Genomic DNA, 25,721 nt, shown 5'->3' with positions numbered 1-25,721 from the left:
CGGTCGTGACCGCTCGCCACAGCGGGCCCCGATGGACGTCACGCCGAATCCTGCCAACGTCCGTACGGGAACAGTCGTCGCGTCAGCGCCGTAGGCAGGAGCGGGGGACCCAGGTAAGTGCCCGGCCGGGAGACCGGACGGGCTTGGGGTGAAGTCGTGCGCAAGGTCGCGCGGCCGGACACTCACTGGTCCGAACCCGACAGCTCACCTCGCAGGCGTCGGTGAGGGGATCTCTCCATGCTGTTTTCCAGCAAGAGCAACAAGCACCGCCGCCCGTCCAAGGCCGTCCGTGTCGCCACGCTCGCCGGTGTCACCGGTGCCGCCGTCGCCGTCCCGCTGATCGGCGCCACCTCCGCCTCCGCCGCGACCACCTCCGAGTGGGACCAGGTCGCGCAGTGCGAGTCGGGCGGCAACTGGTCGATCGACACGGGCAACGGCTACTCCGGTGGCCTCCAGTTCTCGCCGTCCACCTGGTCGGCCTACGGCGGCACGCAGTACGCGTCCTCCGCCTCCCAGGCCTCCAAGTCGGAGCAGATAGCCGTCGCCGAGAAGGTCCTCGCCTCGCAGGGCAAGGGTGCCTGGCCGAGCTGTGGCGTGGGCCTGTCCGGCGCCTCCACGGGCAACGCCCCGGCCCCGCAGCAGGACGACTCGAACCAGCAGTCGCAGCAGCAGAGCCAGCCGCAGCAGCAGGAGCAGAAGTCGACCGAGCAGCACACCGACTCCTCCGCCGCCTCCCGCTCGCAGCAGCGCGACACCGTGACCACCCCGACCGGCAAGAAGGTCGAGAAGGGTGACGGCGAGTACAAGGTGAAGTCCGGCGACACCCTCAGCAAGATCGCTGACGCCCACGGCACGAACTGGCAGAAGCTGTTCAAGCTGAACAAGGACATCGTCAAGGACGCCAACCTGATCTACCCCGGTCAGCAGCTGCACCTCAGCTAAGACCTGTCGGGAACGCCGCGGGCCCGGCATCGGCGGACGCCGGACCCCGGTCGCACCCCCGTCCTCACTCCCCGGTGGGCCGCTCACCTGAGCAGCCCCCGCCCCATGCAGCGGGCGGGGGCTGCTGTCTTTGTTCCGTTAAGAAACATTTCGCTCTCGGCGTTGTCCACGGGCCGGGCGGTCGGCTGGCCGATGCTCCGGAGCCGGTTACGCTCAGGGGTGCGGGACCTAGTAATCCAAACGCCGCCCGCGTCATAGCGTCACATCCCAGAAGGAGATGCTCGTGCCGTCCATCGACGTCGTCGTAGCCCGGGAAATCCTGGACTCCCGAGGCAACCCCACGGTCGAGGTCGAGGTCGGCCTCGACGACGGCAGCACGGGTCGTGCTGCTGTTCCGTCCGGCGCCTCCACCGGTGCCTTCGAGGCCATCGAACTCCGTGACGGTGACCCCAACCGTTACCTCGGCAAGGGTGTCGAGAAGGCCGTCCTCGCCGTCATCGAGCAGATCGGCCCGGAGCTCGTCGGCTACGACGCCACCGAGCAGCGCCTGATCGACCAGGCGATGTTCGACCTGGACGCCACGGACAACAAGGGCTCGCTCGGCGCCAACGCCATCCTCGGCGTCTCGCTCGCCGTCGCGCACGCCGCCTCCGAGGCCTCGGACCTGCCGCTGTTCCGCTACCTCGGTGGTCCGAACGCGCACCTGCTGCCCGTCCCGATGATGAACATCCTGAACGGTGGGTCGCACGCCGACTCCAACGTCGACATCCAGGAGTTCATGATCGCCCCGATCGGCGCGGAGTCCTTCTCCGAGGCCCTGCGCTGGGGCGCCGAGGTCTACCACACCCTCAAGAAGGTGCTGAAGACCAAGGGCCTGTCCACCGGTCTCGGCGACGAGGGCGGCTTCGCCCCGAACCTGGAGTCGAACCGCGCCGCGCTCGACCTCATCCTCGAGGCGATCAAGGAGGCCGGCTACATCCCCGGCCAGCAGATCGCGCTCGCGCTGGACGTCGCCGCCTCCGAGTTCTACAAGGACGGCAAGTACCAGTTCGAGGGCAAGGAGCGCTCCGCCGCCGAGATGACGGAGTACTACGAGGAGCTCGTCTCCGCGTACCCGCTCGTCTCCATCGAGGACCCGCTGTACGAGGACGACTGGGCCGGCTGGAACGTCATCACCGAGAAGCTGGGCGACAAGGTCCAGCTCGTCGGCGACGACCTCTTCGTCACCAACCCGGAGCGCCTGGCGCGTGGCATCGAGGAGAACTCGGCCAACGCCCTGCTCGTCAAGGTCAACCAGATCGGTTCGCTGACCGAGACCCTGGACGCCGTCGAGCTGGCCCAGCGCAACGGCTTCAAGTGCATGATGTCGCACCGCTCGGGCGAGACCGAGGACGTGACGATCGCGGACCTCGCCGTCGCCACGAACTGCGGCCAGATCAAGACCGGCGCCCCGGCCCGCTCCGAGCGCGTCGCCAAGTACAACCAGCTCCTGCGCATCGAGGAGATCCTGGACGACGCGGCGGTCTACGCCGGCCGTTCGGCGTTCCCCCGCTTCAAGGGCTGACCTCTCCGACCTGGCCTGACGGCCTGGTGAGGCAGTAGTTACGTACGTCCCCGCACTCGGTCCCGTACCGTGTGCGGGGACGTACGTACGTATCGGGGAGGCGGCAGCAGCGATGCCCGGCAAGGTCCGAGACAAGAGCCGCGGTGGACCGGACCGCTTCTCCACGGCCACCCGGCTGCGCCTCCTCGGCGAACAGACGGCCGAGCGCGTCTACCGCTCGCAGAACAAGCGCCAGGCCCGCCGCTCCCGCCTCACCGGCCGCGCGGCGCTCCTCGCCCTGGTCGTCTGCACGCTGGTCGTCGCCCTCGCCTACCCGATAAGGCAGTACGTCTCCCAGCGCGGCGAGATCGAGGACCTCCAGCGGCAGCAGCAGGAGGCCAAGGAGCGGGTCGACCGGCTGCGCGACGAGAAGGCCCGCTGGCAGGACGACTCCTACGCCGAGCAGCGGATCCGCGAGCGCCTGCACATGGTGATGCCGGGCGAGACCGGATACGTCGTCCCCGAGTCGCGGGCCACGGGCTCCGCGGCCCGCACCGGCCAGGGCGCGGCCGACCGCCCCTGGTACTCGAACGTCTGGGACGGCGTCGACAAGGCCGACCAGGCCGACCAGGCCGACCACTGAGCCGGACCCACCCCCGCACCTCACTGACACGAAAGACACCCGAGAACAGTCATGGAAACGCCCCCGCCGCAGACCGAGTCCACCGCCCCCACGGACGCCGACATCCACGCGTTCAAGGAGCAGCTCGGCCGCCCGCCGCGCGGCCTGCGGGCCATCGCGCACCGTTGCCCGTGCGGCAACCCGGACGTGGTCGAGACGGCCCCGCGCCTGGAGGACGGCACGCCGTTCCCGACGACGTACTACCTGACGTGCCCGCGCGCGGCCTCCGCGATCGGCACGCTCGAGGCCAACGGCGTCATGAAGGAGATGACGGAGCGGCTGAAGACGGACGAGGAGCTGGCCAAGCAGTACCGGGCCGCCCACGACGACTACATCGCGCGCCGCGACGCCATCGAGGTCCTGGAGAACTTCCCGAGCGCCGGCGGCATGCCCGACCGCGTGAAGTGCCTGCACGTCCTCGTGGCCCACTCGCTGGCCGCGGGCCCCGGCGTGAACCCGCTCGGCGACGAGGCGATCGAGATGCTCCCTCAGTGGTGGAAGAAGGGCGCGTGCGTGAGCGCGGAGCCCGCCGGGGAGACCGAGTGACCAGGGTCGCCGCGATCGACTGCGGCACGAACAGCATCCGCCTCCTCGTAGCGGACGCGAACCCGGAAACCGGTGAACTCGTCGACCTGGACCGCCGGATGACGATCGTCCGCCTGGGCCAGGGCGTCGACAGGACCGGCCGCCTCGCCCCCGAGGCCCTGGAGCGCACCTTCGCCGCCTGCCGCGAGTACGCCGCGGTGATCAAGGAACACGGCGCCGAGAAGATCCGCTTCGTGGCGACCTCGGCCTCCCGCGACGCCGAGAACCGCGACGACTTCGTCCGCGGCGTCCAGGACATCCTGGGCGTGGAGCCCGAGGTGATCACGGGCGACCAGGAGGCGGAGTTCTCCTTCACGGGTGCGACGAAGGAACTGACCGGCCGCGACGACATGGCCAAGCCCTACCTGGTCGTCGACATCGGCGGCGGCTCCACGGAGTTCGTCGTCGGCGACGCCACCGTCGACAAGGCCCTCTCCGTCGACATCGGCTGCGTCCGTATGACGGAGCGCCACCTGGTCGCCGAGGACGGCACGGTCACCGACCCGCCGACCCCGGCCCAGATCGAGGCGATCCGCGCGGACATCGCCGAGGCCCTCGACAAGGTCACGCAGACCGTCCCGATCCTCGACGCCCGCACCCTGGTGGGCCTGGCCGGTTCGGTCACCACGGTCGCGGCGCTCGCGCTCGGCCTTGAGGAGTACGACTCGGCGGCGATCCACCACTCCCGCATCTCCTTCGCGCAGGTCGCCGAGCTCACCGACTGGCTGCTGACCTCCACCCACGCCGAGCGCGCGGCGAAGCCGGTCGTCCATCCCGGCCGGGTCGACGTGATCGCCTCGGGCGCGCTGGTGCTGCGCCTGATCATGGAGTGGATCGGCGCGAGCGAGGTCGTGGTCAGCGAGCACGACATTCTGGACGGCATCGGATGGTCGATCGCCTGACCCCGGCCGCCCCCGGCTGACCGGGAGCGCGTCGCGCGGCCCCTTGTAGGGTGCCGCGCATGGGGGAGAACACGGCGCGTGGCGCCTATCGGACGGGTCCGCTCTGGGCCGTGGTGGGGATCTCGCTCGGCGTGCTGCTGGTCGGCTCGCTGCTGGCCCTGTTCGGGATGCTGGAGTTCGACGAGCGGTGCATGCAGGGGCTCACCACGGGCCCCGGCCGCCTTCTCGACGTGCACACCCAGGCGTTCCCGGCGGCGACGGTCTGCGAGTTCGAGGGCGGGGACGTCACGTCGCTGGGCGGCCGGTGGCCGCTCGCCGCGGTGCTGTGGCTCGCCATGGCGGCGTTCGTCGGCTGTCTGCTGGTGGCGCTGGTCGCCGAATGCTGCGAACCGGCCGTGGGCCGTGACCACATCATGCCGATGACCAGGAAGGCCAAGCTGCGCCGCACCGGGGCCGCGTTCTTCGTGACCGGCTCGGCCTTCGCCGGCTTCTACGCGCTCGTGGGGTGGCGGCTGCTGGCCGGACCCTCGGCGGCCTGCGCGGCCGGGGCGGACTGGGGCGACAGCCCGCCGCAGACCCTGGATCCGAGCTTCCTGCCGCCCCAGGCGACCTGCCGCTACGGCAGCGGCCTGACGAAGCGGCTCAACCCCGACTGGGCCGCGTCGCTCGCGATGGAGCTGGCCGTCCCGGCGCTGCTCGCGGGCGTCGGATTCGCCCTCGCCTGGTGGCGTCTGCGGCAGGGGCGCGGGGCCGCGAAAACCCCTCGCATGAGCGCGCGAACCCCCGCCTGAGCACCCCGGAAGGCCTCCGCGACACACCCGTACGACACCCCGTCGGGAAAGTTCGTGAAGTTCTTCACAAGGAATTCGGCCCTGTTGGACGCTGTTACGGGCCCTTGGGTCCGTCCGGGGCCTTCCAAGGGCCCTGCCGGACGGGGCACGGGGGGTTCCGCGCGTGTTACGCGCAGATGAAGATCGGGAGTGGTTCAGTGCGGCCGAACGCTCACTGTCGCTGCTCAAAGGGGGTGAGCAACGACTGGCGGCACACCGTGGTTCCCTTCGCACACCATGACATGGGTCACGTGGGCGGCGAAGTGTAGCAGAGCCCCCGACCAACCTTGTGAAGGGGCGCACGAGCACCCCCCTCCACTCGGGTGGATACTCGATGGCATGAGCACCACGGAGCGTCCCAGGATCCTCATTGTCGGGGGTGGGTACGTAGGCCTGTACGCAGCGCGTCGCATCCTCAAGAAGATGCGTTACGCGGAAGCGACCGTCACGGTCGTGGACCCGCGCTCGTACATGACGTACCAGCCCTTCCTCCCCGAGACCGCCGCCGGCAGCATCTCGCCGCGCAACGTCGTCGTCCCGCTGCGACGCGCTGTGCCGGGAGCCGAGATTCTCACCGGCCGCGTCACCACCATCGACCAGGACCGCAAGGTCGCCACGGTCTCGCCGCTCGTCGGCGAGGCGTACGAGGTGCCCTTCGACTACCTGGTGATCGCGCTCGGCGCGGTCTCCCGCACCTTCCCGACGCCGGGCCTCGCCGAGGCGGGCATCGGTATGAAGGGCGTCGAGGAGGCCATCGGCCTGCGCAACCACGTGCTCGAGCAGCTCGACAAGGCCGAGTCGACGACCGACGAGGAGATCCGCCGCAAGGCGCTCACCTTCGTCTTCGTCGGCGGTGGCTTCGCGGGCGCCGAGACCATCGGTGAGGTCGAGGACCTGGCGCGCGACGCGGCCAAGTTCTACAAGAACGTGAAGCGCGAGGACATGCGCTTCGTGCTCGTCGACGCCGCCGACAAGGTGCTGCCGGAGGTCGGTCCCGACCTCGGTACGTACGGTCGCAAGCACCTGGAGTCGCGCGGCATCGAGGTCTACCTGAAGACCACCATGCCGTCCTGCGTCGACGGTCACGTGGTGCTCTCCAACGGCCTCGAGGTCGACGCCAACACCATCGTGTGGACGGCCGGCGTCAAGCCGAACCCGGCGCTCGCCCGCTTCGGTCTCCCGCTCGGCCCGCGCGGCCACGTGGACACCGCCGCCACCCTCCAGGTGCAGGGCACCGACTACATCTGGGCCGCGGGCGACAACGCCCAGGTCCCGGACCTCGTCGGCCGCGCCGCGGGCAACGAGAACGCCTGGTGCCCGCCGAACGCCCAGCACGCCATGCGCCAGGCCAAGGTCCTCGGCGACAACGTGATCTCGGGCATGCGGGGCTTCCCGCAGGGCGAGTACAAGCACGCCAACAAGGGTGCGGTGGCGGGTCTCGGCCTCCACAAGGGCGTCGCGATGATCGTCATGGGCAAGATGAAGATCAAGCTCAAGGGCCGTCTCGCCTGGTACATGCACCGCGGCTACCACGGTCTGGCCATGCCGACCTACAACCGCAAGGTGCGCGTGATCGCCGAGTGGACGATCAACATGTTCCAGAAGCGCGACATCACCGCGCTCGGCGCCCTGGAGACTCCGCGCGAGGAGTTCTACGAGGCCGCCAAGCCGGCGCCCGCGCCGAAGGCGGAAGAGAAGAAGACCGAGGAGAAGAAGGCCGAGGCCAAGGCCTCCTGACCGCTCCGTAGCTCACGCCCGAAGGGGCCGCCCGCCATCCGTGGTGCGGGGGGTCCCTTCGGGCGTTTTCGCGTGCCGTCGCCCCACGCGACTACATGGTGTCTACATGTATTTTGCTCATCCGTGACCGGATAACGGGACTGCGGGAGTGCCCGGTTGGTGTTTACCTGCTGTTGGACCGGCCCGGGACATCCGGGGTTTCCGACGTCACGGAGGTGTGCGCCATGCAGGACGCCGCACAGCGGCTGAAGAACCTCGCCGAGCAGCTGCTCGGCACTGAACTCCCCGTGCGCCTGCGCGCCTGGGACGGCTCGGAGACCGGCCCCCCGGACGCGCCCGTCCTCGTCGTCCGCAGTCGCCGCGCCCTGCGCCGCCTCCTGTGGAAACCGGGCGAACTGGGCCTCGCCCGCGCCTGGGTGGCCGGTGAGCTGGACGTGGACGGCGACCTGTACGAGGCCCTGGACGTGATGGCGGGCCTCCTCTGGGAGCACGACGACGACGCCCCGCGCAGGAGCCTCGCGGAGGCCCTGAAGGACCCCCAGGTGCGGGCCGGCGTGCGGGAGCTGCTGAAGCTGGCGGGCCCGTTCCCGCCCCCCGCCCCGCCCGCCGAGGAGATGCGCCGCAGGGGCCGCCTCCACCTCCACACCAAGGGCAGCGACAAGCAGGCCATCAGCCACCACTACGACGTCGGCAACGACTTCTACGAGCTGGTCCTCGGCCCCTCGATGGTCTACTCGTGCGCGTACTGGGAGGACCCCGGGTCGCCGGGTGCCACCCTCGAAACCGCCCAGCGCGACAAGCTGGAGCTGATCTCCCGCAAGCTCGGCCTGAAGCCCGGGATGCGGCTGCTCGACGTCGGCTGCGGCTGGGGCTCCATGGCCATCCACGCGGCCCGCGAGCACGGTGTCACCGTCGTCGGCGTCACCCTCTCGCAGGAGCAGGCCGCGTTCGCCAGGAAGCGCGTCGCCGACGAGGGCCTCACCGACCGGATCGAGATCCGCGTACAGGACTACCGCGATGTGCGCGACGGCCCGTACGACGCGATCTCCTCCATCGGGATGGCCGAACACGTGGGCAGCGAGCGGTACCTGGAGTACGCGAGCGATCTGTACGCCCTGCTGAAGCCGGGCGGCCGGCTGCTGAACCACCAGATCGCGCGGCGGCCGCAGATGGACGAATCGGCGTACGAGGTCGACGAGTTCATCGACGCGTACGTGTTCCCCGACGGGGAGCTGGCCCCCGTCGGCACGACCGCGGGGCTGCTTGAACGGGCCGGGTTCGAGGTCCGTGACATCGAGGCGATCCGCGAGCACTACGCCCTCACCCTGCGCGAGTGGGTGCGGAACCTGGAGGCCCGCTGGAAGGAGGCCCTCACGCTGGTCAGCCCCGGCCGGGCCCGCATCTGGCGCCTCTACATGGCCGCCTCCGCGCTGAGTTTCGAGCGCAACCGCATCGGGGTCAACCAGATCCTGGCCGTGAAGACGCCGGAGAGCGGGGCGTCGGGGATGCCGCTGCGGGCGCGCACCTGGAACTAGGTCCGGTACGCGCGAAGGGGCGCCCGGTGGATCTCACCGGGCGCCCCTTGCGCGTAACCGCGCCTCCGCTACTCGGACTTGATGGCCGCGAGCATGTTCAGGCGGGCCGCGCGGCGGGCCGGCCACAGGGCCGCCAGGATGCCGACGACCGCGGCGAGCGCGAGGAAGAGGCCCATCCGGCCCCAGGGCAGGATCAGCTCGTACGTCGACATGCTGTTGCCGATCAGCTGTCCTGCCGCCCAGCCGAAGAACACGCCCAGGCCGATGCCGAGCACGCCGCCGAAGAGCGAGATCACCAGGGACTCCAGGCGGACCATGCGTTTGATGCCCTTGCGGTCGATGCCGATCGCGCGGAGCATCCCGATCTCCTGCTGGCGCTCGAAGACCGACATGGCGAGCGTGTTGATCACGCCGAGGACGGCGACGATGACCGCCATGGCGAGCAGGCCGTAGAGCATGTTCAGCATCAGCGTGAACATCTGCGCGATCTGGTTGGAGATGTCCTGCTTGTCCTGGACCTGGATCGCCGGGTTCTCGCCGAGCGCCTTGGTGAGCCGGTCCTGGTTGGCGTCGGTGGCGCCGCCGGACATCTTCACCATGACCTGCATGTCGGTGACGGCGCCGTCGACGTGCGGGTTCAGGGTCGCGGAGTCGAGCAGGACGCCCCGCATCATCTCGTTGCCCTCGTAGACGCCCGCGACCGTGAGGCGCTGCTTCTCGCCGTCCTCGTAGGCGGTGGTGAAGGTCGAGCCGGTCTTCCAGCCGTGGTCCTTCGCCGTCTTGTCGTCGACGACGACGTTCGAGCCGCCGACGGTGAACGCGCCGTTCTTCAGCGTCAGTCGGGCGAGCTGGTCGATCGTCTTGCCGTTGACGCCGGTCAGGTACTCGGTGTCGCCGTCGATCCGGGACGGGGAGTTGGACAGGCCGGTGGCGGCGGTGACGCCGGAGGTGCCGTCGAGGGTCTTCAGGACGTCGGGGGAGAGCGCGTTCCCGTTCGCCATGGAGACGACGTAGTCCGCCTTGATCGAGTCGGCCGCCATCTTGTTGATGGCGCCCTGGACGCTGCCCGCGATCACGGTGAGGCCGGTGATCAGGGTCAGGCCGATCATCAGGGCCGAGGCGGTGGCGGCGGTGCGGCGCGGGTTGCGGACCGAGTTCAGGCGGGCCAGCTTGCCGGAGATGCCGAAGGCGCGCAGCACCGGGGCGGCGGCCGCGATCAGCGGGCGGGACAGCAGCGGGGTGAGGATGAAGACGCCGATGACGAGCAGGGCGGCGCCCAGGCCCATCGGCATCTGCCCGTCGGAGCCCTTCATGGTCGTCGCGGCGAGCACGGCCACGACACCGGCGGCCGAGACCAGCGCGCCCAGCGTGTTGCGCAGGACCAGGGACTTGGCGGTCGGGGCGGCGTGCACCGCGTTCATCGCGGCGACCGGCGGGATCTTCGCGGCGCGGCGGCCCGGCAGCCAGGCGGCCAGCATCGTGATGAGGACGCCGACGACGAGGGCGGAGACGACCGTGCCCACGGAGACGACCAGCGGTCCGTCCGGGATGATCGCGCCCGTCGAGTTCATCAGCGACCGCATGCCCGCGCCGATGCCGATGCCGACCGCGAGGCCGGTGACGGCGGCGACGGCGCCCACGAAGAAGGCTTCGAGGAGGACCGAGCGCGTCACCTGGCGGCGCGAGGCGCCGACCGCGCGCAGCAGGGCCAGCTCCTTGGTGCGCTGGGCGACCAGCATCGTGAAGGTGTTGGCGATGATGAAGATGCCGACGAAGAGCGCGATGCCCGCGAAGATCAGCAGCATCGTCTTCATCGAGCTCATCGACGAAGAGATCTGCTCGGCCTGGTCGGCGGCGAGCTTCCGGCCGGTCTCGCTGTCCACCGCGGTGGTGCCGAGCGCCTTGTCGAGCTCGCTCTTCAGCCGGTCCTGGCTCGTGCCCGCCGCGGCCTTCACCTGGATCTCGTCGTACTGGCCGGGCTTGTGGAACAGCTGCTGCGCGGTCGCCGTGTCGAACAGGGCGAGCGAGCCGCCGGCGGCGACCTCGCCGTCGTCCGTGGTGAAGACGCCGGTGAGGGTCGGGGTCAGGACCGGGCCGTCGACGGACATCCGGACCTGGTCGCCGATCTTGTAGCCGGCGCGCTTCGCGGTCTCGGCGTCGAGGGCGACCTGGTGCGCGCCGTGCGGGGCGGCGCCCTCGCTCAGCGGGTAGCGGGCGTCGGCCTTGCCGGCGGAGCCCGCGTAGTTGCCGCCCTTGGTCGAGAAGCCGTTGCCGACGAGCTTGCCGTCCTGGTCGGCGACGGCCGCGTAGCCGCTGACGACGCCGGTCGCCGAGGCGGCGCCGGGCACGCTCCCGGCCTTCTTCAGGGCGGCGTCGGTGAGCTTCGCGTCCTCGCCGACCTTGTCGCCCTTGGCCTCGGTCCGGCCGGGGGTGAGGGCGACGTCGACGTTGTCGTAGCCCTTGGCGGAGGACTTCTCCAGGGCGGAGGAGATGGTGTTGGTGAAGACGAGGGTGCCGCTGACGAAGGCGACGCCGAGCATGACGGCGAGCACCGTCATCAGGAGGCGGGCCTTGTGCGCGAACACGTTGCGCAGGGCTGTACGGAACATGGGTTTCTGCCAGTCCAGGGTTCGGCGGGGCGATGCCCCGGCCCGGCGTCTGGGGCCTGTCTGCAAACTCCCGTCGTCGCCCGGAGGGCGAGGCAGACGGGAGTTTGAAGACAGGACCCAGACGCCGTAGGGGCTGTGGTCGGTCTGCGAGTGCGGGGTGCGCCGTGGTGGCTCGCGCGTCTCCCCGCGAGCCTCAGCTCGTGCGGCCCTTGGAGTCGAACCGCTTCATGCGGTCCAGGACCGTGTCCGCCGACGGGCCGTGCATCTCGTCGACGATCCGGCCGTCGGCCAGGAAGATCACCCGGTCCGCGTAGGCCGCGGCGACCGGGTCGTGCGTGACCATGACGACGGTCTGGCCGAGCTCGCGGACGGAGTTGCGCAGGAAGCCGAGGACCTCCGCGCCGGAGCGCGAGTCCAGGTTTCCGGTGGGCTCGTCGCCGAAGATGATGTCGGGCCGGGAGGCGAGCGCGCGGGCCACGGCGACGCGCTGCTGCTGGCCGCCGGAGAGCTGCGCGGGGCGGTGGCCGAGGCGGCCGGAGAGGCCCACCATCTGGATCACGTTCTCCAGCCACTGCTTGTCGGGCTTGCGGCCCGCGATGTCCATGGGGAGCGTGATGTTCTCCAGGGCGGTCAGCGTCGGCAGCAGGTTGAACGCCTGGAAGATGAAGCCGATCTTGTCGCGGCGGAGCTTGGTGAGCTGCTTGTCCTTGAGCGAGCCCAGCTCGGTCTCGCCGATGCGGACGGAGCCGGAGGAGAAGGTGTCCAGGCCCGCGACGCAGTGCATCAGCGTCGACTTGCCGGAGCCGGACGGGCCCATGATCGCGGTGAACTCGGCCTGCCGGAACTCGACGGAGACCCGGTCGAGCGCGACCACCTGGGTCTCACCCTGTCCGTAGATCTTGGAGAGATCCGTGGCACGGGCGGCCGCCGTGGTGGTCCGGCCTGCGAGAGGGGTGGTGGTCACGGGTGGGGCTCCTGTCGGGACGACTTCCGGGGACTGTTCCATCGTCCTTGCCGATCGACGCCGTGAAGTCAGCCGCAGATCCCGTTCGAAGGGGCGACTTCGGGCGGACCGGCGGCGCCCGTGTCATACCTGGGGATGAGGGGGAACCCCGAGGGGAAGCGGCCGCTCCGGCCGTGGGACGGAGGTGAAATTCCGTCAATCCGCGAGCAACGGCACACATCGGTGGAAGGGCCTCCGGCAAGTGCGGATGGCTCCTGTCATGGGCTGATGCACCCTCAGACGTCAATAAAATAAGACAACATCGGGCTGTTGTTCCGCTGATCGGGGGATGCCGCCGGATAGTCTCGGAAGGTCGACGCGGAGCCGCTCAGCCTGCCCGGATGGTGGAATGCAGACACGGCGAGCTTAAACCTCGCTGCCCTTCGCGGGCGTACCGGTTCAAGTCCTGTTCCGGGCACCTCCGACATCTCCGCACTCCTTCCCCTCGCTTCCCTGCTCTCTCACATTTGAGGGATTGCGTGTGAGACGTGCTCCTGGCACGGTCCGCGCTGCCATCCTGGTGTCCGGGAAACCTGCAGGGCACGGGGGAATGGCTCATGCGTCGGTCGTCTCTGGTTCGGTACGCGGTGGTGAGTGCGTTCGTGGGCGCGGCCCTCTGCCTGGGCGGCTGCTCGGGCGGCGGGGGCGGCTCGGGCGACGACGGGGGCGGCGGAGCGGGTGGTGCGTCGGCACCGGGCGTGGGGGACCCGGGCGCGGTGACCTCGGCGACCGACGGGGGCGCCGGTGACCCGGGCGCGGTGACCTCGGCGACCGACGGGGGCGCCGGTGACCCGGGCGTGCCGCCGGTGCAGCCACCACCCACGGACACGGGGCCGTCGACCGGGCCGGGGCCGGGAGTCAGCGGCGGGCCGCCCACCACCTGCCCCGGCGGGACGGCGAGCCCCGACGAACTGACCGGGGAGTGTCCGACGCCCGGGACCACGAGCCCGGATCCGGAGGGGGACCGGTCCCCCTACCCGGACACCGGCGCACCGGCCCCCGGCGAGAGCTGACGGGCCGCCAGGTGACCGGGCCCGTACCGTCACCACCGCCGTACCCGCCGAACGTGCCCCGGCCGCGGCCGGACCCTCCGGCGGCCGTACCCCCGGTTCGCGCCCCCGCGCCCGCGCCCACTCCCACTCCCACTCCCGCTCCTGGACCGGCGCGGTCGGGCGTACTGCGCATGGATCTCATCAACTCCGTTGTGGGAGCGGGGTCGTTCATCGCCGGGCTGATGCTCTACGCGGGCTACATCTACGCCAACGCGTACTTCGGCTACTTCCGACTGGACTCCTTCGCCGTCGGCTTCGACACGTTCGAACTGGTCATGCGCAGCCTGCGACTTGCCACCCTGCCGGTCCTGGAGATCCTCACGCTGCTGCTCCTCGTGCCCGCGCTGCCACGGCTTCTGACGGTGCTTCGGATTCCCGCGCGGCACATCGAGCGGCTGCGCGGAGCCGGGCGGGCGGTCGCCCGGGCTCACCTCGTGCCGGTCGCCGCGGGCGCCCTGCTCCTGCTGCTGTGGCGGTGGATCCAGCCCTACGGATGGGCGGCGCCGCTGCTCGTCGTGGGCGGGCTGCTGCTCGGGCAGGCGCCCGCGGCGGGCCCGCGCGCCATCTGGGAGCGGACCGTGTCGCTGCTCCTCGCGGGCCTGTTCCTGGTCTGGGTCGTGGCGCTCGTGGCGGGGCAGCTCGGCCGGCAGGACGCCGGATCCGATGCGGCCCTGATCGTGCGCCGCCCCTCCGTGGTCATCCTGAGCACCGACCGGCTGTCCATCGCGCCGCCGGGTCCGGGCGGCCAGGACCTGGGCGAGGGGGCCCACTACCGGTACCGCTACGAGGGCCTGCGGCTGCTGATCGAGCGCGGTCACCGCTACTACCTGCTGCCCGTGCACTGGCGGCGCGGGACCGATCCCGTCTATGTCATCGCGGACGACAGCAGCGTCCGCGTCGAGATCAGGCCGGGTGTGCTGCCCAAGACCCATTGACACCCGTGCGCGAGCGGGCGGAAGATCCCCCACAAGCGTTCTTTGAACGAAAGTTCACCAGGCGAACGCAAGCGAACGCACCACACGCAATGACGCGAGGGGATCCGTATGCGCACCACCGTCGGCATCGTCGGAGCAGGCCCGGCGGGGCTGCTCCTGGCCAGGCTTCTGCACAACGCAGGGATCGAGTCCGTGGTCCTGGAGAGCCGTGACCGCGCGTACGTCGAGCAGCGCCAGCGCGCCGGGATCCTGGAGCAGGGCACCGTCGACGTGCTGCGCGAGGCGGGCGTCGGCGCCCGCATGGACCGCGAGGGCCTCCCGCACGACGGCATCGAGCTGCGCTTCGACCGCCGCCGCCACCGCGTCGACTTCCCGGCTCTGACCGGCGGTCGGCAGGTGATGGTCTACGCGCAGACGGAGGTCTGCAAGGATCTGATAGCCGCTCAACTCGTCGACGGCGGGCCGCTGTTGTTCGAGGCGGAGGCGCTCGCCGTGGAGGGCGCGGACACCCCGGCCCCGCGGATCCGGTTCCGTCACGAAGGCCGCGAGGACGTCCTCGACTGCGACTACGTGGTCGGCTGCGACGGCTTCTGGGGCGTGGCACGGCAGGCCGTCCCGGAGTCGGTCTCGCGCACGTACGAGCGCACGTACCCGTTCGGCTGGCTCGGCATCCTCGCCGATGTCGCCCCCTCCCACGACGAGCTGGTCTACGCCCGCAGCGACCGCGGCTTCGCGCTGCTGAGCATGAGGTCCCCCTCGGTCACCCGCGCCTACCTCCAGGTCCCCGAGGGCACCGACGCCGACGACTGGGCCGACGAGGAGATCTGGGACGAGCTGGACCGCCGCCTGGAGGTCGACGACCCGGACTGGCGCCTCGCGCGCGGACCGGTCACGTCCAAGTCGGTCACCCCCATGCGGTCCTACGTCCACGAGCCCATGCGGCACGGCCGGCTCTTCCTCGCCGGGGACGCGGCCCACATCGTCCCGCCGACCGGCGCCAAGGGTCTCAACCTGGCGGTCGGCGACGTCGTCACCTTCGCCCGCGCGCTGATCGCGTACCGGGAGAAGGGGGACGCGACCGCCCTGGACGCTTACTCCGAGACCTGTCTGCGGCGCGTGTGGCAGGCCGAGCGGTTCAGCTACGCGATGACGACGATGCTGCACCGCGCGCCCGACGCCACCGCCTTCGACGACAGGATCCAGCTGGCCCGGCTCGACCGCGTGACCACGTCCGGGTCCGCGGAGGCCGATCTCGCCGAGGCATACACCGGCTTCGCTCTGTGACCGCCCGGTGATCCCTCGGTGAGCGGAACAACGCAGGCCAGTGCGGCGTTCCTCGTAACAGGATGGGAAAGATCCTCCTTGAGCACTAGGATCGGATCTTTGCCAGACCATTACTCTTGATGGCAAGGCCATATCCGGTGGCCACGGAGGAGTGAAATGAGGAGCAGCAACCCGGTCTTCTCGCGACGGGGGTTCAGCCGCGACAACGGCTACGCGCAGTTCAACGCGCAGCCGCAGGCCGGGGGCCCCGCTGTCGGCACGGCGCAGGGGAACCCCTACGCGCAGGCCCCCGCCGGCAACCCGTACGCGCAGAACCCGTACGCGCAGCAGGACGTGCAGTACGGCGCTCCGCAGGCGCCGGTCACCACCGGTCGCATGACGATGGACGACGTCGTCGTGCGTACCGCCACCACGCTGGGCCTGCTGGTCGTCACGGCCGCGCTCGCCTGGGCGTTCCTGCCGGTCGACGAAGCGAACATCGGCAAGTCGTACGGCATCGCGATCGGCGCGGGCCTCGTGGCGATGGTCCTGGGCTTCGTCCAGGCCTTCAAGCGCAAGGCGTCCCCGCCGATCATCCTGGCGTACGCCGCCCTCGAGGGTGTCTTCCTCGGCGTGGTGTCCAACGTCGTGGACACCCACATCGCGAGCGGCGCGGCCATGCAGGCCGTCATCGGCACGATGGCCGTGTTCGTCGGCGTCCTCGTCGCGTACAAGGCCGGCTGGATCCGCGTCAACCGCCGCTTCTACGGCTTCGTGATGGCCGCGGCGATGGGCTTCATCCTGCTGATGGCCGTGAACCTGCTGTTCGCCGTCTTCGGCGGCGGTGACGGCCTCGGCTTCCGCAGCGGCCCGCTCGGCATCCTGTTCGGCGTCATCGGCATCCTGCTCGGCGCGTGCTTCCTGGCCCTGGACTTCAAGCAGGTCGAGGACGGCATCGCGTACGGCGCCCCGAAGGAAGAGGCGTGGCTCGCCGCGTTCGGTCTGACCATGACGCTGGTCTGGATCTACATGGAGTTCCTGCGGCTCATCGCGATCCTGCAGGGCAACGACTAGTAGTCCCCTCGGCAGTCCGGGGCCCGCGCACCTTCCGGTGCGCGGGCCCTTTGCTGTCTGGGGGAGTGGTGTGCGGCTAACCGAAGCGCCGTGCGGCGCGCCTGAGGTCGTACTCGTGGACGATTGCCTTGGCGTGGCCGTACGCGAGGTCGTGCTCCCCGCGCAGCCAGCTGACCTTCTCTTCGAAGCGAAGGAAGCAGGGGCCTTCTTCGACGGTGCGCAGCCAGTCGGAGACTTCACGACCGGTGCAGTGGGGGATGCGAGCCAGCAGATTGCGGTGGGTCTCCTCGGAGAAGACTTGGGACATCGGCGCCTCCGGAACGCTTCGATGTGGCCGGTCCTTCACGCCACCGTGCCTGACCCGTCCCGGCTTGTAAACAGCTACCGTTACCGCGTGCTTGATACGACGTCTTTGACTGCCGTGGTGGATCAGTTCGCGGATCGGCTCCGGGCCGCTCCCCAGAGCCGGCTGCAGCGGGGTGCCGCCGCGGCGGCACTGGAGCTGGCCAGGGAACTCGCCGCGTGGGCCCAGCGGTTGGAGGCGCCCGGGGCCGAGGTGCGGGAGATGCCGGACGCGGGGATGTTCGCCGCGGCGGACCAACTCACCGTCGCGGGGCGGGACCTGGGGGTGGCTCTGCGTGACGCGGAGGACCTGGCCCGGGCCGTCGAGATGGTCGAGGCGGGGATGAAGCGGGCCGGGGTCTAGCGGCTACGGGCCGGCGGGGCTTCTCGCGCGGTTCCCCGGCCGGGGATCAGGCCGACGCTATGACGCGGTCCGCGAGGATGTAGACGCTGCCCGAGCCGCACTCGAAGGTCAGGGCGTACGCGCCCGAGATGCCGGAGCCGCCGAGCAGGACCGGGGTGTCACCGGCCCGCAGCGCCGCGGCGAGCTGCTCCGCCGTCTCGCGGTGGCCCGGGGTCATGCACAGGGTCGTGCCGTCGGCGAAGACGTAGACGTCGAGCGTGCCGAGCGGCCCGGGGCGGACGTCCGCGAGGGCCGTGCGCGCCTGCGCCAGCTCCTCCAGACAGGCCACCGTGCGCTCGTGGTCGCCGACGCCCCCGGCGATCCCGGAGACCTCGGCCTGCACCGGGACGAAGTCGGGGTGCGAGGGGTGGCGGCGGCGGGCCGCGGCCAGCTCAGGGGACTCGTCGGCGAACTCGTCCTCCGACTCCAGGGAGGGCTCGAGCACCGGCTCGACGACCGGTTCGAGGCCCGCGAAGTCCGCCTGCCGGGGCATGAAGAGCTCCTCGCCGAGCGCGCCGCCCGCGAGGAACGGCGGCAGGTCGGAGCCGTCCCGCGCCTCCTGCGCCGCCCAGAACGCCCGCGCCTCGGCCAGCTCCCGCTCCCGCTCCTCGGCGAGGGCGTCGGCGACGGCCTCGCGTATCGCGTCGGTGTCCGGGGTGGTGCGGGCCGCCGGGACGGTCGCGGGGCGCGCGCCGACGGCGCGGTCCCGGGCCAGCTCGTCTCTCAGGTCCACGATCTGCCGGCGCAGACCCCGCACATGGTGCAGAGTGACGGCGCCGACGGCCGTGGCAGCGGCCGAGGCGAGCAGCAGGACACTGAGGGTGGCAGGCATGGCGCTCACTGACGTACTCCCGGTTTCAAGTCGACCCCCGACTTCCTACATCAGCTTGAAGCCTGGACGAACCAGCTGTCAGTGCATTACGTCACGAATTGGACAGGTCTTTTGGCCGGGCGTTTAGGCCCGGTATGGCCTGGGTACGCGCTGACCTGCGAAAATCGTTCTCCCCCATGACGCGGATCACATCATGGGGGAGATTGGATCACGATTGAGTAGACGGATTCCGGTCAAGGACCGGTCCCGGCCGACTCAGGCTTCGGGGCTGTCTCAGCTCAGGCGCTCGATGACCATCGCCATGCCCTGGCCGCCGCCGACGCACATGGTCTCCAGGCCGAACTGCTTGTCGTGGAACTGGAGGCTGTTGATCAGCGTGCCGGTGATGCGGGCGCCGGTCATGCCGAAGGGGTGGCCGACGGCGATGGCGCCGCCGTTCACGTTCAGCTTGTCCTCGTCGATGCCCAGCTCGCGGGCGGACGGGATGACCTGCGCGGCGAACGCCTCGTTGATCTCGGCCAGGTCGATGTCGCCGATGGTCAGCCCGGCGCGCTGGAGCGCCTGCTTGCTGGCCTCGACCGGGCCCAGGCCCATGATCTCGGGGGACAGGCCGGAGACGCCGGTGGAGACGACGCGGGCGAGCGGGGTCAGGCCCAGCTCGCGCGCCTTGGTGTCGCTCATGATCACGAGGGCGGCGGCGCCGTCGTTCAGCGGGCAGCAGTTGCCGGCCGTGACGAGTCCGTCCGGGCGGAAGACCGGCTTGAGCCCGGCCACGCCCTCCAGGGTGACGCCGGCGCGCGGGCCGTCGTCCTTGCTGACGACCGTGCCGTCGGGGGTCGTCACCGGGGTGATCTCGCGCTCCCAGAAGCCGTTCTTGATGGCTTCCTCGGCGCGGTTCTGGGAGCGCACGCCGAAGGCGTCCATCTCCTCGCGGGTGATGCCCTTGAGGCGGGCCAGGTTCTCGGCGGTCTGGCCCATCGCGATGTACGCGTCCGGCACGAGGCCGTCCTCGCGCGGGTCGTGCCAGGAAGTGCCCTCCTGCTGGGCGACGGCCGCGGTGCGGGCCTCCGCCTCGGCGAAGAAGGGGTTACGGGTGTCGGGCAGCGAGTCCGAGTTCCCCTTGGCGAAGCGGGACACCATCTCGACACCGGCCGAGATGAAGACGTCGCCCTCGCCCGCCTTGATGGCGTGCAGCGCCATGCGGGTCGTCTGCAGGGAGCTGGAGCAGTAGCGGGTGACGGTGCAGCCGGGCAGGTGGTCCATGCCCATCTGCACGGCGACGATGCGGCCGAGGTTGTTGCCCTGCTCGCCGCCGGGCAGGCCGCAGCCGAGCATCAGGTCGTCGATGTCGCGCGGGTCCAGCTCGGGGACCTTGGCGAGGGCGGTCTGGATGATCGTGGCGGTCAGGTCGTCAGGGCGCAGATCCTTCAGGGAGCCCTTGAAGGCGCGGCCGATCGGGGAACGGGCTGCTGAGACGATCACTGCTTCGGGCATCACGGCTCCAGAGGGTTCGAGTGCGGTGGCGCTTTTCGGGCGGACCGTCTGGGAAGTTACCCGTACGTATGGCGCGGGTCACTGCCCTGGCCGTGTGACCCCTGCCGCATTTTTCTAAGCGCTTGCTCAGCGCTCCGCGGGTCGAGCGGTTCATCGGGGCCGGAGAAATGCGCCCTCCCGGCGCGCTGGGAACGCGGGCGAGGACGAGCCCCGTAAGGGGCGCGGGGAACTGCGCGAGAAGCCCCACCGGGCGGTCAGCCGCGTACGGCGCCGAGGTGACCGCCCCCTGAAGCGCTCACCCCGCGCCGGGGCTAGGAGCCGACCGGGGTCGGGTCCTGGGTGTGGACGCGGCGGCGGCGACGTCGCTTGAGCAGGGCCCACGGACCGCGCGGCCCCGTGGGCATCGCGCCGGTGACCTCGGTGCCCCCCTCCGCCGCGGCCCGCGCCGCCGCCCGGGCGACCGGCAGGAAGCCCTCCGAGCGGGAGACGTCCGGCCGCTCCTCCTCGGGCCACAGGCCGAGGGACGCGCACAGCGTGGGCAGCATGGCCATCGCCGCCGTCGCGTACCCCTCCGCGGAGGGGTGGTAGTTGTCGGGACCGAAGAGCTCGCGCGGGTTCGCGGAGAACTCCGGGCCGAGCAGGTCACCCAGGGACACCGTCCGCCCGCCCTGCTCCACCGTGCCGATGGTCTGCGCCGCCGCGAGCTGCCGCGAGGCGCGCCGGGCGATCCAGCGCAACGGCTGCTGCACCGGCTCCACCGAGCCGAGATCCGGGCACGTGCCGACCACCACCTCGGCGCCGGCGGTGCGCAACCGCCGTACCGCGGCCGACAGATGACGTACCGACTTGGTCGCCGGGATCCGGTGCGTGACGTCGTTCGCGCCGATCATGATCACGCAGACGTCGGGCCGCCAGTCCGGGTCGGAGAGGATCAGCGCGACCTGCCGGTCGAGGTCGTCGGACATGGCGCCGGGCAGCGCCACGTTGCGCAGTTCCACCGTGCGCTCGGCCACCGCCGCGAGGCCCGACGCGAGCAGCGCGCCCGGGGTCTGCCGGGCCCGGTGCACGCCCTGCCCGGCGGCCGTGGAGTCACCGAGCACCGCGAACCGCAGCGCCGCGGCGCCCGCGGTGCCGAAGGTCCTGCCGTACCGCCCGTCCGCGGACGGCACATGGACCGGATCCGTGCCGTGGTTGCCGACCTGGCGGCGTGCCATCTGCACCTCCGCGAGCACCACCCCAACCGCTGCGGCGCCCAGGAGCCCGATCCCGCCACCGCCGTACGCCGCGCCCGCGGCGATCCGCCGTGCCACCCTCGCCCTGCTCGACATGTTCCGCGGCCACCTGCCTCTGTTGCCTCGACGACTGCCCGACTCCGCGACCCGGGCGACTCTTTTCCGGGCACATGAACTCCTTGCCCCGTAATCACCGTCGGTCAATCGCAATGGGAGATGAAGCCCCGGTGTGCGCAATACGCTGGCCGCATCCCCACGCAGGAGATCCACAGGAGATCCGGAGTAGACCGTGCAGATCCACGACTCGATGATCAGCCTCGTCGGCAACACCCCGCTCGTCAGGCTCAACAAGGTGACCGAAGGGCTCCGGGCGACCGTCCTGGCCAAGGTCGAGTACTTCAACCCCGGCGGTTCCGTGAAGGACCGCATCGCGCTGCGCATGATCGAGGCGGCCGAGCGGAGCGGGGAGCTGCGGCCGGGCGGCACGATCGTCGAACCGACCAGCGGCAACACGGGCGTCGGGCTCGCCATCGTCGCCCAGCAGAAGGGGTACAAGTGCATCTTCGTGTGCCCCGACAAGGTGAGCACCGACAAGATCAACGTGCTGCGCGCGTACGGGGCCGAGGTCGTCGTCTGCCCGACGGCCGTCGACCCGGAGCACCCGGACTCGTACTACAACGTCTCGGACCGCCTGGTCAGGGAGACTCCGGGGGCCTGGAAGCCCGACCAGTACAGCAACCCGCACAACCCCCTCTCCCACTACCACTCCACCGGTCCCGAGCTGTGGAAGCAGACGGACGGCCGGATCACGCACTTCGTGGCCGGGGTCGGGACCGGCGGCACCATCTCCGGCACGGGGCGCTATCTGAAGGACGCGAGCGAGGGCCGGGTCCAGGTGGTCGGCGCCGACCCCGAGGGCTCGGTCTACTCGGGCGGCTCCGGGCGGCCGTATCTCGTCGAGGGCGTCGGTGAGGACTTCTGGCCGACGGCGTACGACCGTGACGTGGCCGACGAGATCGTGGCGGTGTCCGACAAGGACTCCTTCCAGATGACGCGGCGCCTCGCCAAGGAGGAGGGTCTGCTCGTCGGCGGGTCCTGCGGGATGGCGGTCGTCGCCGCGCTGCGGGTCGCCGAGAGGCTCGGGCCCGACGACGTCGTGGTCGTGCTGCTGCCGGACAGCGGCCGCGGCTACCTCAGCAAGATCTTCAACGACGAGTGGATGGCGGACTACGGGTTCCTGGAGGACACCGGGCCGAGCGCGCGCGTCGGCGACGTCATGAAGGACAAGGCCGGCGGCGCCCTGCCCGAACTCGTGCACATGCACCCGGAGGAGACGGTCGGCGAGGCCATCGACGTGCTGCGGGAGTACGGCGTCTCGCAGATGCCGATCGTGAAGCCCGGGGCCGGGCACCCGGACGTGATGGCCGCCGAGGTCATCGGGTCGGTGGTGGAACGGGAGCTGCTCGACGCCCTGTTCGCCCAGCGGGCCTCCCTCGGCGACCCGCTGGAGAAGCACATGTCGGCCCCGCTGCCGCAGGTGGGTTCCGGGGAGCCGGTGGCGGACCTGATGAGCGTGCTCGGGCGCGCCGACGCGGCGATCGTGCTGGTCGAGGGCAAACCGACCGGTGTGGTGAGCCGTCAGGACCTGCTGGCGTTCCTGGCGAAGGGCGCCGTCAAGTAGATCCCGGGGGCCGCGCCGGGGAGGTTCGCGAAAACGGTACGAGCGCGACACGTGCGCGCAGCACCCGCTTAACACGGGTCCGGCAGATTAGTGGATGTCGGAAGGGGCGGGAGCGGCTCCCCGCCCCAGCCGACACCGTAGCGGCGTCAAGGACAACCGGAGCGGCTCCCGGACCTCCATGGACGCCCAGGACGTGCCGGCCAGGCCCTGACCGGGCCGGACACGTCCCCCGCGGGGACCGCCGTCGTCCCGCCCCCCGTAAAGGGGGTGCGGCGGTCCCCGCGCAACTCTTTTCCCGGGTACGGGAGTTACTCCACGAAGAGGCCGCGCTCGGCCGCCCGTACGTCGAACTCCTCCAGCCTCGCCTGTGCCTCCGGCAGCCCGTCGCACAGGGCCTCCAGCAGGACCCGGCCCAGCAGCATCGGCGCGCACGCCGTGTCGAAGGCGAGTCCGGTGCCGACCGCGGCGGGCAGCAGCAGATCGGAGTGGGCGGCGACGGGCGCGAAGGCCGAGTCGGCGACCGTCACCACCGTCAGGCCCGCCGACTTCGCGTGCGCGAGGGCGTCGACGACCTCGCGCGGGTGGCGGGGCAGCGCGAAGCAGAGCAGGGCCGTGGCCCCGGCCCGCACCGCCGTGTCGATGCGGTCGGCGAGCATCGTGCCGCCCTCGTCGAGGAGGCGCACGTCCGGGTGGACCTTCGCCGCGAAGTACGAGAACCCGTACGCCTGGGAGGCCGCGGCACGCAGCCCGAGCACCGGCAGCGGCCGGGAGGCGGCGAGCAGCCGGCCCGCGCGCTCGACCGGTGCCGGGTCGGCGAGGAGGTCGGCGAGGTGGCGCAGATTCGCGATCTCGGCCTCCACCGCCTGCTGGTACTCGTTGGCCTTGGTCGCGGACGCCGGTTCGGCGGGGGCGACCTCGCGCAGGTGTTTGCGCAGCGCCGGGTAGCCGTCGAAGCCGAGGGCGACCGCGAAGCGGGTCACGGAGGGCTGGCTGACCCCGGCGAGCTCGGCCAGCTCGACGGAGGACAGGAACGGCACGTCGGCCGCGCGCCGCACCATGCAGTGCGCGATGCGGCGCTGGGTGGGGGTGAGCCGGTGGCCCTCGAAGAGGTGCTGGAGGCGGGCGGCGGGACTGTGGCCGCCCGTGGCTCCGCCGGTCCTGCCGGTCTGCTCGGTCTGCTCGGTCATGGCTCCCCGTCCGTGCCCCGCCGGCCCGTTCGTGCCATTCACGGGGATTGTGTTGTGCATGAGCTTATTCAGGGGTGGGGCGGGGCGCCAGGGGTTGATTGCCGTGTGCGAATGCGTGGGGGCTTCTCGCGCAGTTCCCCGCGCTCCTGGAGCGAGCTTCGCTCGCCCAGGGGAGGCTGTGCGGAGCGCATGCCGACGCCTACTCCGTGAACCGGTCCAGCATCGACGCCGCTCGCTCCACATCCAGCGTCAGGGGGCGATCGGCCATCTCGGGAGCGAGTTCCGCGTCCGCCAGGGCGAAGGCGCGGCCGACCGGAAGGTCCGGGTCGAGGCGGAGGTCGCGCAGCCGCAACGCCCTTACCGACGCGACGAGTTCGCAGCCGATGACCTGGCGGTAGGCCGCGCACAGGCGCAGCGTCTGACGGGCCGCCAGGGAGGCGAAGCTGGCCTGTTCCTCGACGCCGCGGGAGAGGACCGCGTGGCCGAGCGAGGCGGGGGCCGCGAAGGCGCGCAGGTCGGCGAGGGCGCCACCGGCCGCGTACTCCAGGATCATCACGCCCGACGACGCCGCCTCGCCGTCCGCGAGGAAGGGGCGCAGGCGGGTGAAGTTCGGCTCGTTCAGGGTGGAGAGGCGGGACGTGGACAGGCGGGCGACCTGGGTCATCGCCAGCCTGAAGTGGTCCAGGGCCAGGGCGAGTTGGGCCATGTAGAAGCCGCCGTGGTGATACGCCGCCATGTCCGCGGGGGAGATGAGCGGGTTCTCCGCGGCCGCGTTGATCTCGACCGTGAGGACGTCCTCGAGGGAGTCCGCCGCGTCCTGCGCCGGGCCGTGGATCTGCGGCACGCAGCGGAAGCCGTACGGGTCCTGGATGCGGCCGAGCGGCGGGGTGGGGCGCTCGTCGGCGCCGAGGATCGCGCGCATGCTCGCCGCGACGTCGTAGCTGCCCCGGTGCCGGCGGGCCTCGTGGACCGGCAGCGCGTACGCCTCGTAGGAGCCGTCGACCGCCATCAGGCTCATCGCGGCGACGAGCTGCGTGGCCCGCAGGAGGGTGCGCAGTTCGTGCAGGGCGAGGGCGGCTTGGCCGAGGGTGAGGGCGTTGGAGGAGATCAGGGCCAGCGCGTCGTTGTTGTCGAGGGGCTGGGCCTCGGGCGGGGTGCCCTTGCCGCGCCAGGGGTGTTCGCCCGCGAGCGCCAGGCCCATCTGGGCGAGCGGGGCGATGTCGCCGGTACCGACCGAGCCGTGCTCGTTGACCGCGGGGTGCGCGCCGTTCGCCAAGGCCTCGCACAGCGCCGTGACGACGGTGGGGCGCAGGCCGGCGCCGCCCGCGAGCAGCTGGTTCGCGCGGACCGCGAGCATCGCCCGTACCTCGCGCTCGGGCAGCTCGTCGCCGATCGCGCCCGCGTGGCTGCGCAGCAGGCGCAGGCCGTGGTCGGCGGCGGCCTCGGTGGGCACGTCCTCGGAGCGGTTGGCGCCGACGCCGGTCGAGCGCCCGTAGACGCGGCCCCAGGCGGCGATCTCGCGGGCCGCGTTCCAGGACTCCTCGACCCGCTTCATGGCGTCGGTGCCGGGGACCGGGCGCGCGGCGGCGTGGGCGAGGCGGACCACGTCGGCGACCGGGAGGCCGTGGCCGTCGAGGACGACCACGGGCTGGGCGACGGGGCGGGTGGCGGGGGCCAGGGGTGTCGCAGAGGACGACTTCGGGGGCATAACGGGCTGTTCCTCCTCAAACAGTCGTCTGTGTCTCACAGTTCGGGCGATGTGGGGCGATCCGCAGGTGATTTACCGGCGATTTACACGAGGGCATTGACAACCTATTCACGCACCAAGAACTCTGCATGACGATATGCAGGACGGGCA

22 protein-coding genes, 1 tRNA gene and 1 riboswitch are annotated in these 25,721 nt (G+C 71.0%); of the genes, 15 read left to right on the top strand and 8 right to left on the bottom strand.

The window, feature by feature from the left end; all coding sequences use genetic code 11:
• The first annotated feature begins 31 nt into the window (after window positions 1-31).
• A riboswitch (cyclic di-AMP (ydaO/yuaA leader) is annotated at window positions 32-233 on the top strand.
• A 4-nt stretch (window positions 234-237) separates the two neighbouring features.
• From B072_RS0109910 to B072_RS0109870, 8 genes are all read left to right on the top strand, one after another.
• Window positions 238-942, top strand: coding sequence for a transglycosylase family protein (locus B072_RS0109910; RefSeq protein WP_018529781.1), 705 nt, complete (start codon window positions 238-240; stop codon window positions 940-942).
• A gap of 283 nt (window positions 943-1,225) precedes the next feature.
• The gene (eno, locus tag B072_RS0109905) at window positions 1,226-2,506 is read left to right on the top strand and encodes a phosphopyruvate hydratase (protein WP_026245643.1); all 1,281 of its coding nucleotides are present in this window, start codon (window positions 1,226-1,228) and stop codon (window positions 2,504-2,506) included.
• 112 nt (window positions 2,507-2,618) lie between these two features.
• On the top strand, window positions 2,619-3,128 hold the full coding sequence (locus B072_RS0109900; RefSeq protein ID WP_018529779.1) for an FtsB family cell division protein: 510 nt from the start codon (window positions 2,619-2,621) through the stop codon (window positions 3,126-3,128).
• Window positions 3,129-3,179: 51 nt separating this feature from the next.
• Window positions 3,180-3,713 (top strand): DUF501 domain-containing protein, encoded by a 534-nt coding sequence (locus B072_RS0109895; RefSeq protein ID WP_018529778.1) that lies wholly within the window; start codon window positions 3,180-3,182, stop codon window positions 3,711-3,713.
• The gene (locus B072_RS0109890; protein ID WP_018529777.1) at window positions 3,710-4,654 is read left to right on the top strand and encodes a Ppx/GppA phosphatase family protein; all 945 of its coding nucleotides are present in this window, start codon (window positions 3,710-3,712) and stop codon (window positions 4,652-4,654) included. The genes B072_RS0109895 and B072_RS0109890 overlap by 4 nt, the downstream gene beginning before the upstream one ends.
• 59 nt (window positions 4,655-4,713) lie before the next feature.
• A complete protein-coding gene (locus B072_RS0109885) occupies window positions 4,714-5,445 on the top strand; it encodes a hypothetical protein (protein WP_018529776.1) in 732 nt (243 codons plus the stop codon).
• A gap of 378 nt (window positions 5,446-5,823) precedes the next feature.
• Window positions 5,824-7,221, top strand: a complete 1,398-nt coding sequence (locus B072_RS0109875; RefSeq protein WP_018529775.1) for an NAD(P)/FAD-dependent oxidoreductase — start codon at window positions 5,824-5,826, stop codon at window positions 7,219-7,221.
• Window positions 7,222-7,445: 224 nt separating this feature from the next.
• A complete protein-coding gene (locus B072_RS0109870; protein ID WP_018529774.1) occupies window positions 7,446-8,756 on the top strand; it encodes an SAM-dependent methyltransferase in 1,311 nt (436 codons plus the stop codon).
• Between the two features lie 68 nt (window positions 8,757-8,824).
• Here B072_RS0109870 and B072_RS0109865 read toward each other — a convergent pair whose 3' ends face one another.
• Both B072_RS0109865 and B072_RS0109860 read right to left on the bottom strand, forming a co-directional pair.
• On the bottom strand, window positions 8,825-11,365 hold the full coding sequence (locus B072_RS0109865; protein ID WP_018529773.1) for an ABC transporter permease: 2,541 nt from the start codon (window positions 11,363-11,365) through the stop codon (window positions 8,825-8,827).
• Window positions 11,366-11,558: 193 nt separating this feature from the next.
• Window positions 11,559-12,329 (bottom strand): ABC transporter ATP-binding protein, encoded by a 771-nt coding sequence (locus B072_RS0109860; protein WP_018529772.1) that lies wholly within the window; start codon window positions 12,327-12,329, stop codon window positions 11,559-11,561.
• Window positions 12,330-12,703: 374 nt separating this feature from the next.
• Between B072_RS0109860 and B072_RS0109855 the strand changes: the two genes are divergently transcribed.
• The 5 genes from B072_RS0109855 (at window position 12,704) to B072_RS0109835 (ending at window position 16,692) form a co-directional block, all read left to right on the top strand.
• A tRNA-Leu gene (locus B072_RS0109855) sits at window positions 12,704-12,786 on the top strand.
• Between the two features lie 139 nt (window positions 12,787-12,925).
• Entirely contained in the window at window positions 12,926-13,381 is a 456-nt protein-coding gene (locus B072_RS47310; RefSeq protein ID WP_158689175.1) for a hypothetical protein, read from the top strand.
• A gap of 170 nt (window positions 13,382-13,551) precedes the next feature.
• Window positions 13,552-14,355, top strand: a complete 804-nt coding sequence (locus tag B072_RS0109845; RefSeq protein WP_018529770.1) for a hypothetical protein — start codon at window positions 13,552-13,554, stop codon at window positions 14,353-14,355.
• 108 nt (window positions 14,356-14,463) lie between these two features.
• Window positions 14,464-15,639, top strand: coding sequence for a 4-hydroxybenzoate 3-monooxygenase (locus B072_RS0109840; RefSeq protein ID WP_018529769.1), 1,176 nt, complete (start codon window positions 14,464-14,466; stop codon window positions 15,637-15,639).
• A 156-nt stretch (window positions 15,640-15,795) separates the two neighbouring features.
• Entirely contained in the window at window positions 15,796-16,692 is an 897-nt protein-coding gene (locus tag B072_RS0109835; RefSeq protein ID WP_018529768.1) for a Bax inhibitor-1/YccA family membrane protein, read from the top strand.
• Window positions 16,693-16,768: 76 nt separating this feature from the next.
• Here the strand turns inward: B072_RS0109835 and B072_RS0109830 are convergent, their stop codons facing one another.
• Window positions 16,769-16,999 (bottom strand): DUF4287 domain-containing protein, encoded by a 231-nt coding sequence (locus B072_RS0109830; RefSeq protein ID WP_018529767.1) that lies wholly within the window; start codon window positions 16,997-16,999, stop codon window positions 16,769-16,771.
• A gap of 87 nt (window positions 17,000-17,086) precedes the next feature.
• Here B072_RS0109830 and B072_RS0109825 point away from each other — a divergent pair, with 87 nt between their 5' ends.
• Window positions 17,087-17,398: a hypothetical protein gene (locus tag B072_RS0109825; RefSeq protein WP_026245642.1), complete on the top strand. Its 312-nt coding sequence runs from the start codon at window positions 17,087-17,089 to the stop codon at window positions 17,396-17,398.
• A 46-nt stretch (window positions 17,399-17,444) separates the two neighbouring features.
• Here the strand turns inward: B072_RS0109825 and B072_RS0109820 are convergent, their stop codons facing one another.
• The 3 genes from B072_RS0109820 to B072_RS0109810 form a co-directional block, all read right to left on the bottom strand.
• The gene (locus tag B072_RS0109820) at window positions 17,445-18,269 is read right to left on the bottom strand and encodes a hypothetical protein (RefSeq protein ID WP_018529765.1); all 825 of its coding nucleotides are present in this window, start codon (window positions 18,267-18,269) and stop codon (window positions 17,445-17,447) included.
• A 273-nt stretch (window positions 18,270-18,542) separates the two neighbouring features.
• Window positions 18,543-19,763: an acetyl-CoA C-acetyltransferase gene (locus B072_RS0109815; protein WP_018529764.1), complete on the bottom strand. Its 1,221-nt coding sequence runs from the start codon at window positions 19,761-19,763 to the stop codon at window positions 18,543-18,545.
• Window positions 19,764-20,074: 311 nt separating this feature from the next.
• Complete coding sequence (locus B072_RS0109810) at window positions 20,075-21,091, bottom strand: SGNH/GDSL hydrolase family protein (RefSeq protein WP_078506369.1); 1,017 nt, start codon at window positions 21,089-21,091, stop codon at window positions 20,075-20,077.
• 193 nt (window positions 21,092-21,284) lie between these two features.
• On the opposite strand from B072_RS0109810, the gene B072_RS0109805 reads away from it, so the two are divergent.
• Entirely contained in the window at window positions 21,285-22,676 is a 1,392-nt protein-coding gene (locus tag B072_RS0109805) for a cystathionine beta-synthase (RefSeq protein WP_018529762.1), read from the top strand.
• Between the two features lie 308 nt (window positions 22,677-22,984).
• Here the strand turns inward: B072_RS0109805 and B072_RS0109800 are convergent, their stop codons facing one another.
• Both B072_RS0109800 and B072_RS0109795 read right to left on the bottom strand, forming a co-directional pair.
• Window positions 22,985-23,863, bottom strand: a complete 879-nt coding sequence (locus tag B072_RS0109800) for a MurR/RpiR family transcriptional regulator (RefSeq protein ID WP_018529761.1) — start codon at window positions 23,861-23,863, stop codon at window positions 22,985-22,987.
• 199 nt (window positions 23,864-24,062) lie between these two features.
• A complete protein-coding gene (locus tag B072_RS0109795; RefSeq protein WP_018529760.1) occupies window positions 24,063-25,571 on the bottom strand; it encodes an aromatic amino acid ammonia-lyase in 1,509 nt (502 codons plus the stop codon).
• Window positions 25,572-25,721 lie beyond the last annotated feature (150 nt).

Origin of the sequence: Streptomyces sp. HmicA12 (assembly GCF_000373565.1) — a bacterium.
Classification (GTDB): domain Bacteria; phylum Actinomycetota; class Actinomycetes; order Streptomycetales; family Streptomycetaceae; genus Streptomyces.
This window is presented reverse-complemented; position numbering and strand designations above follow the sequence as displayed.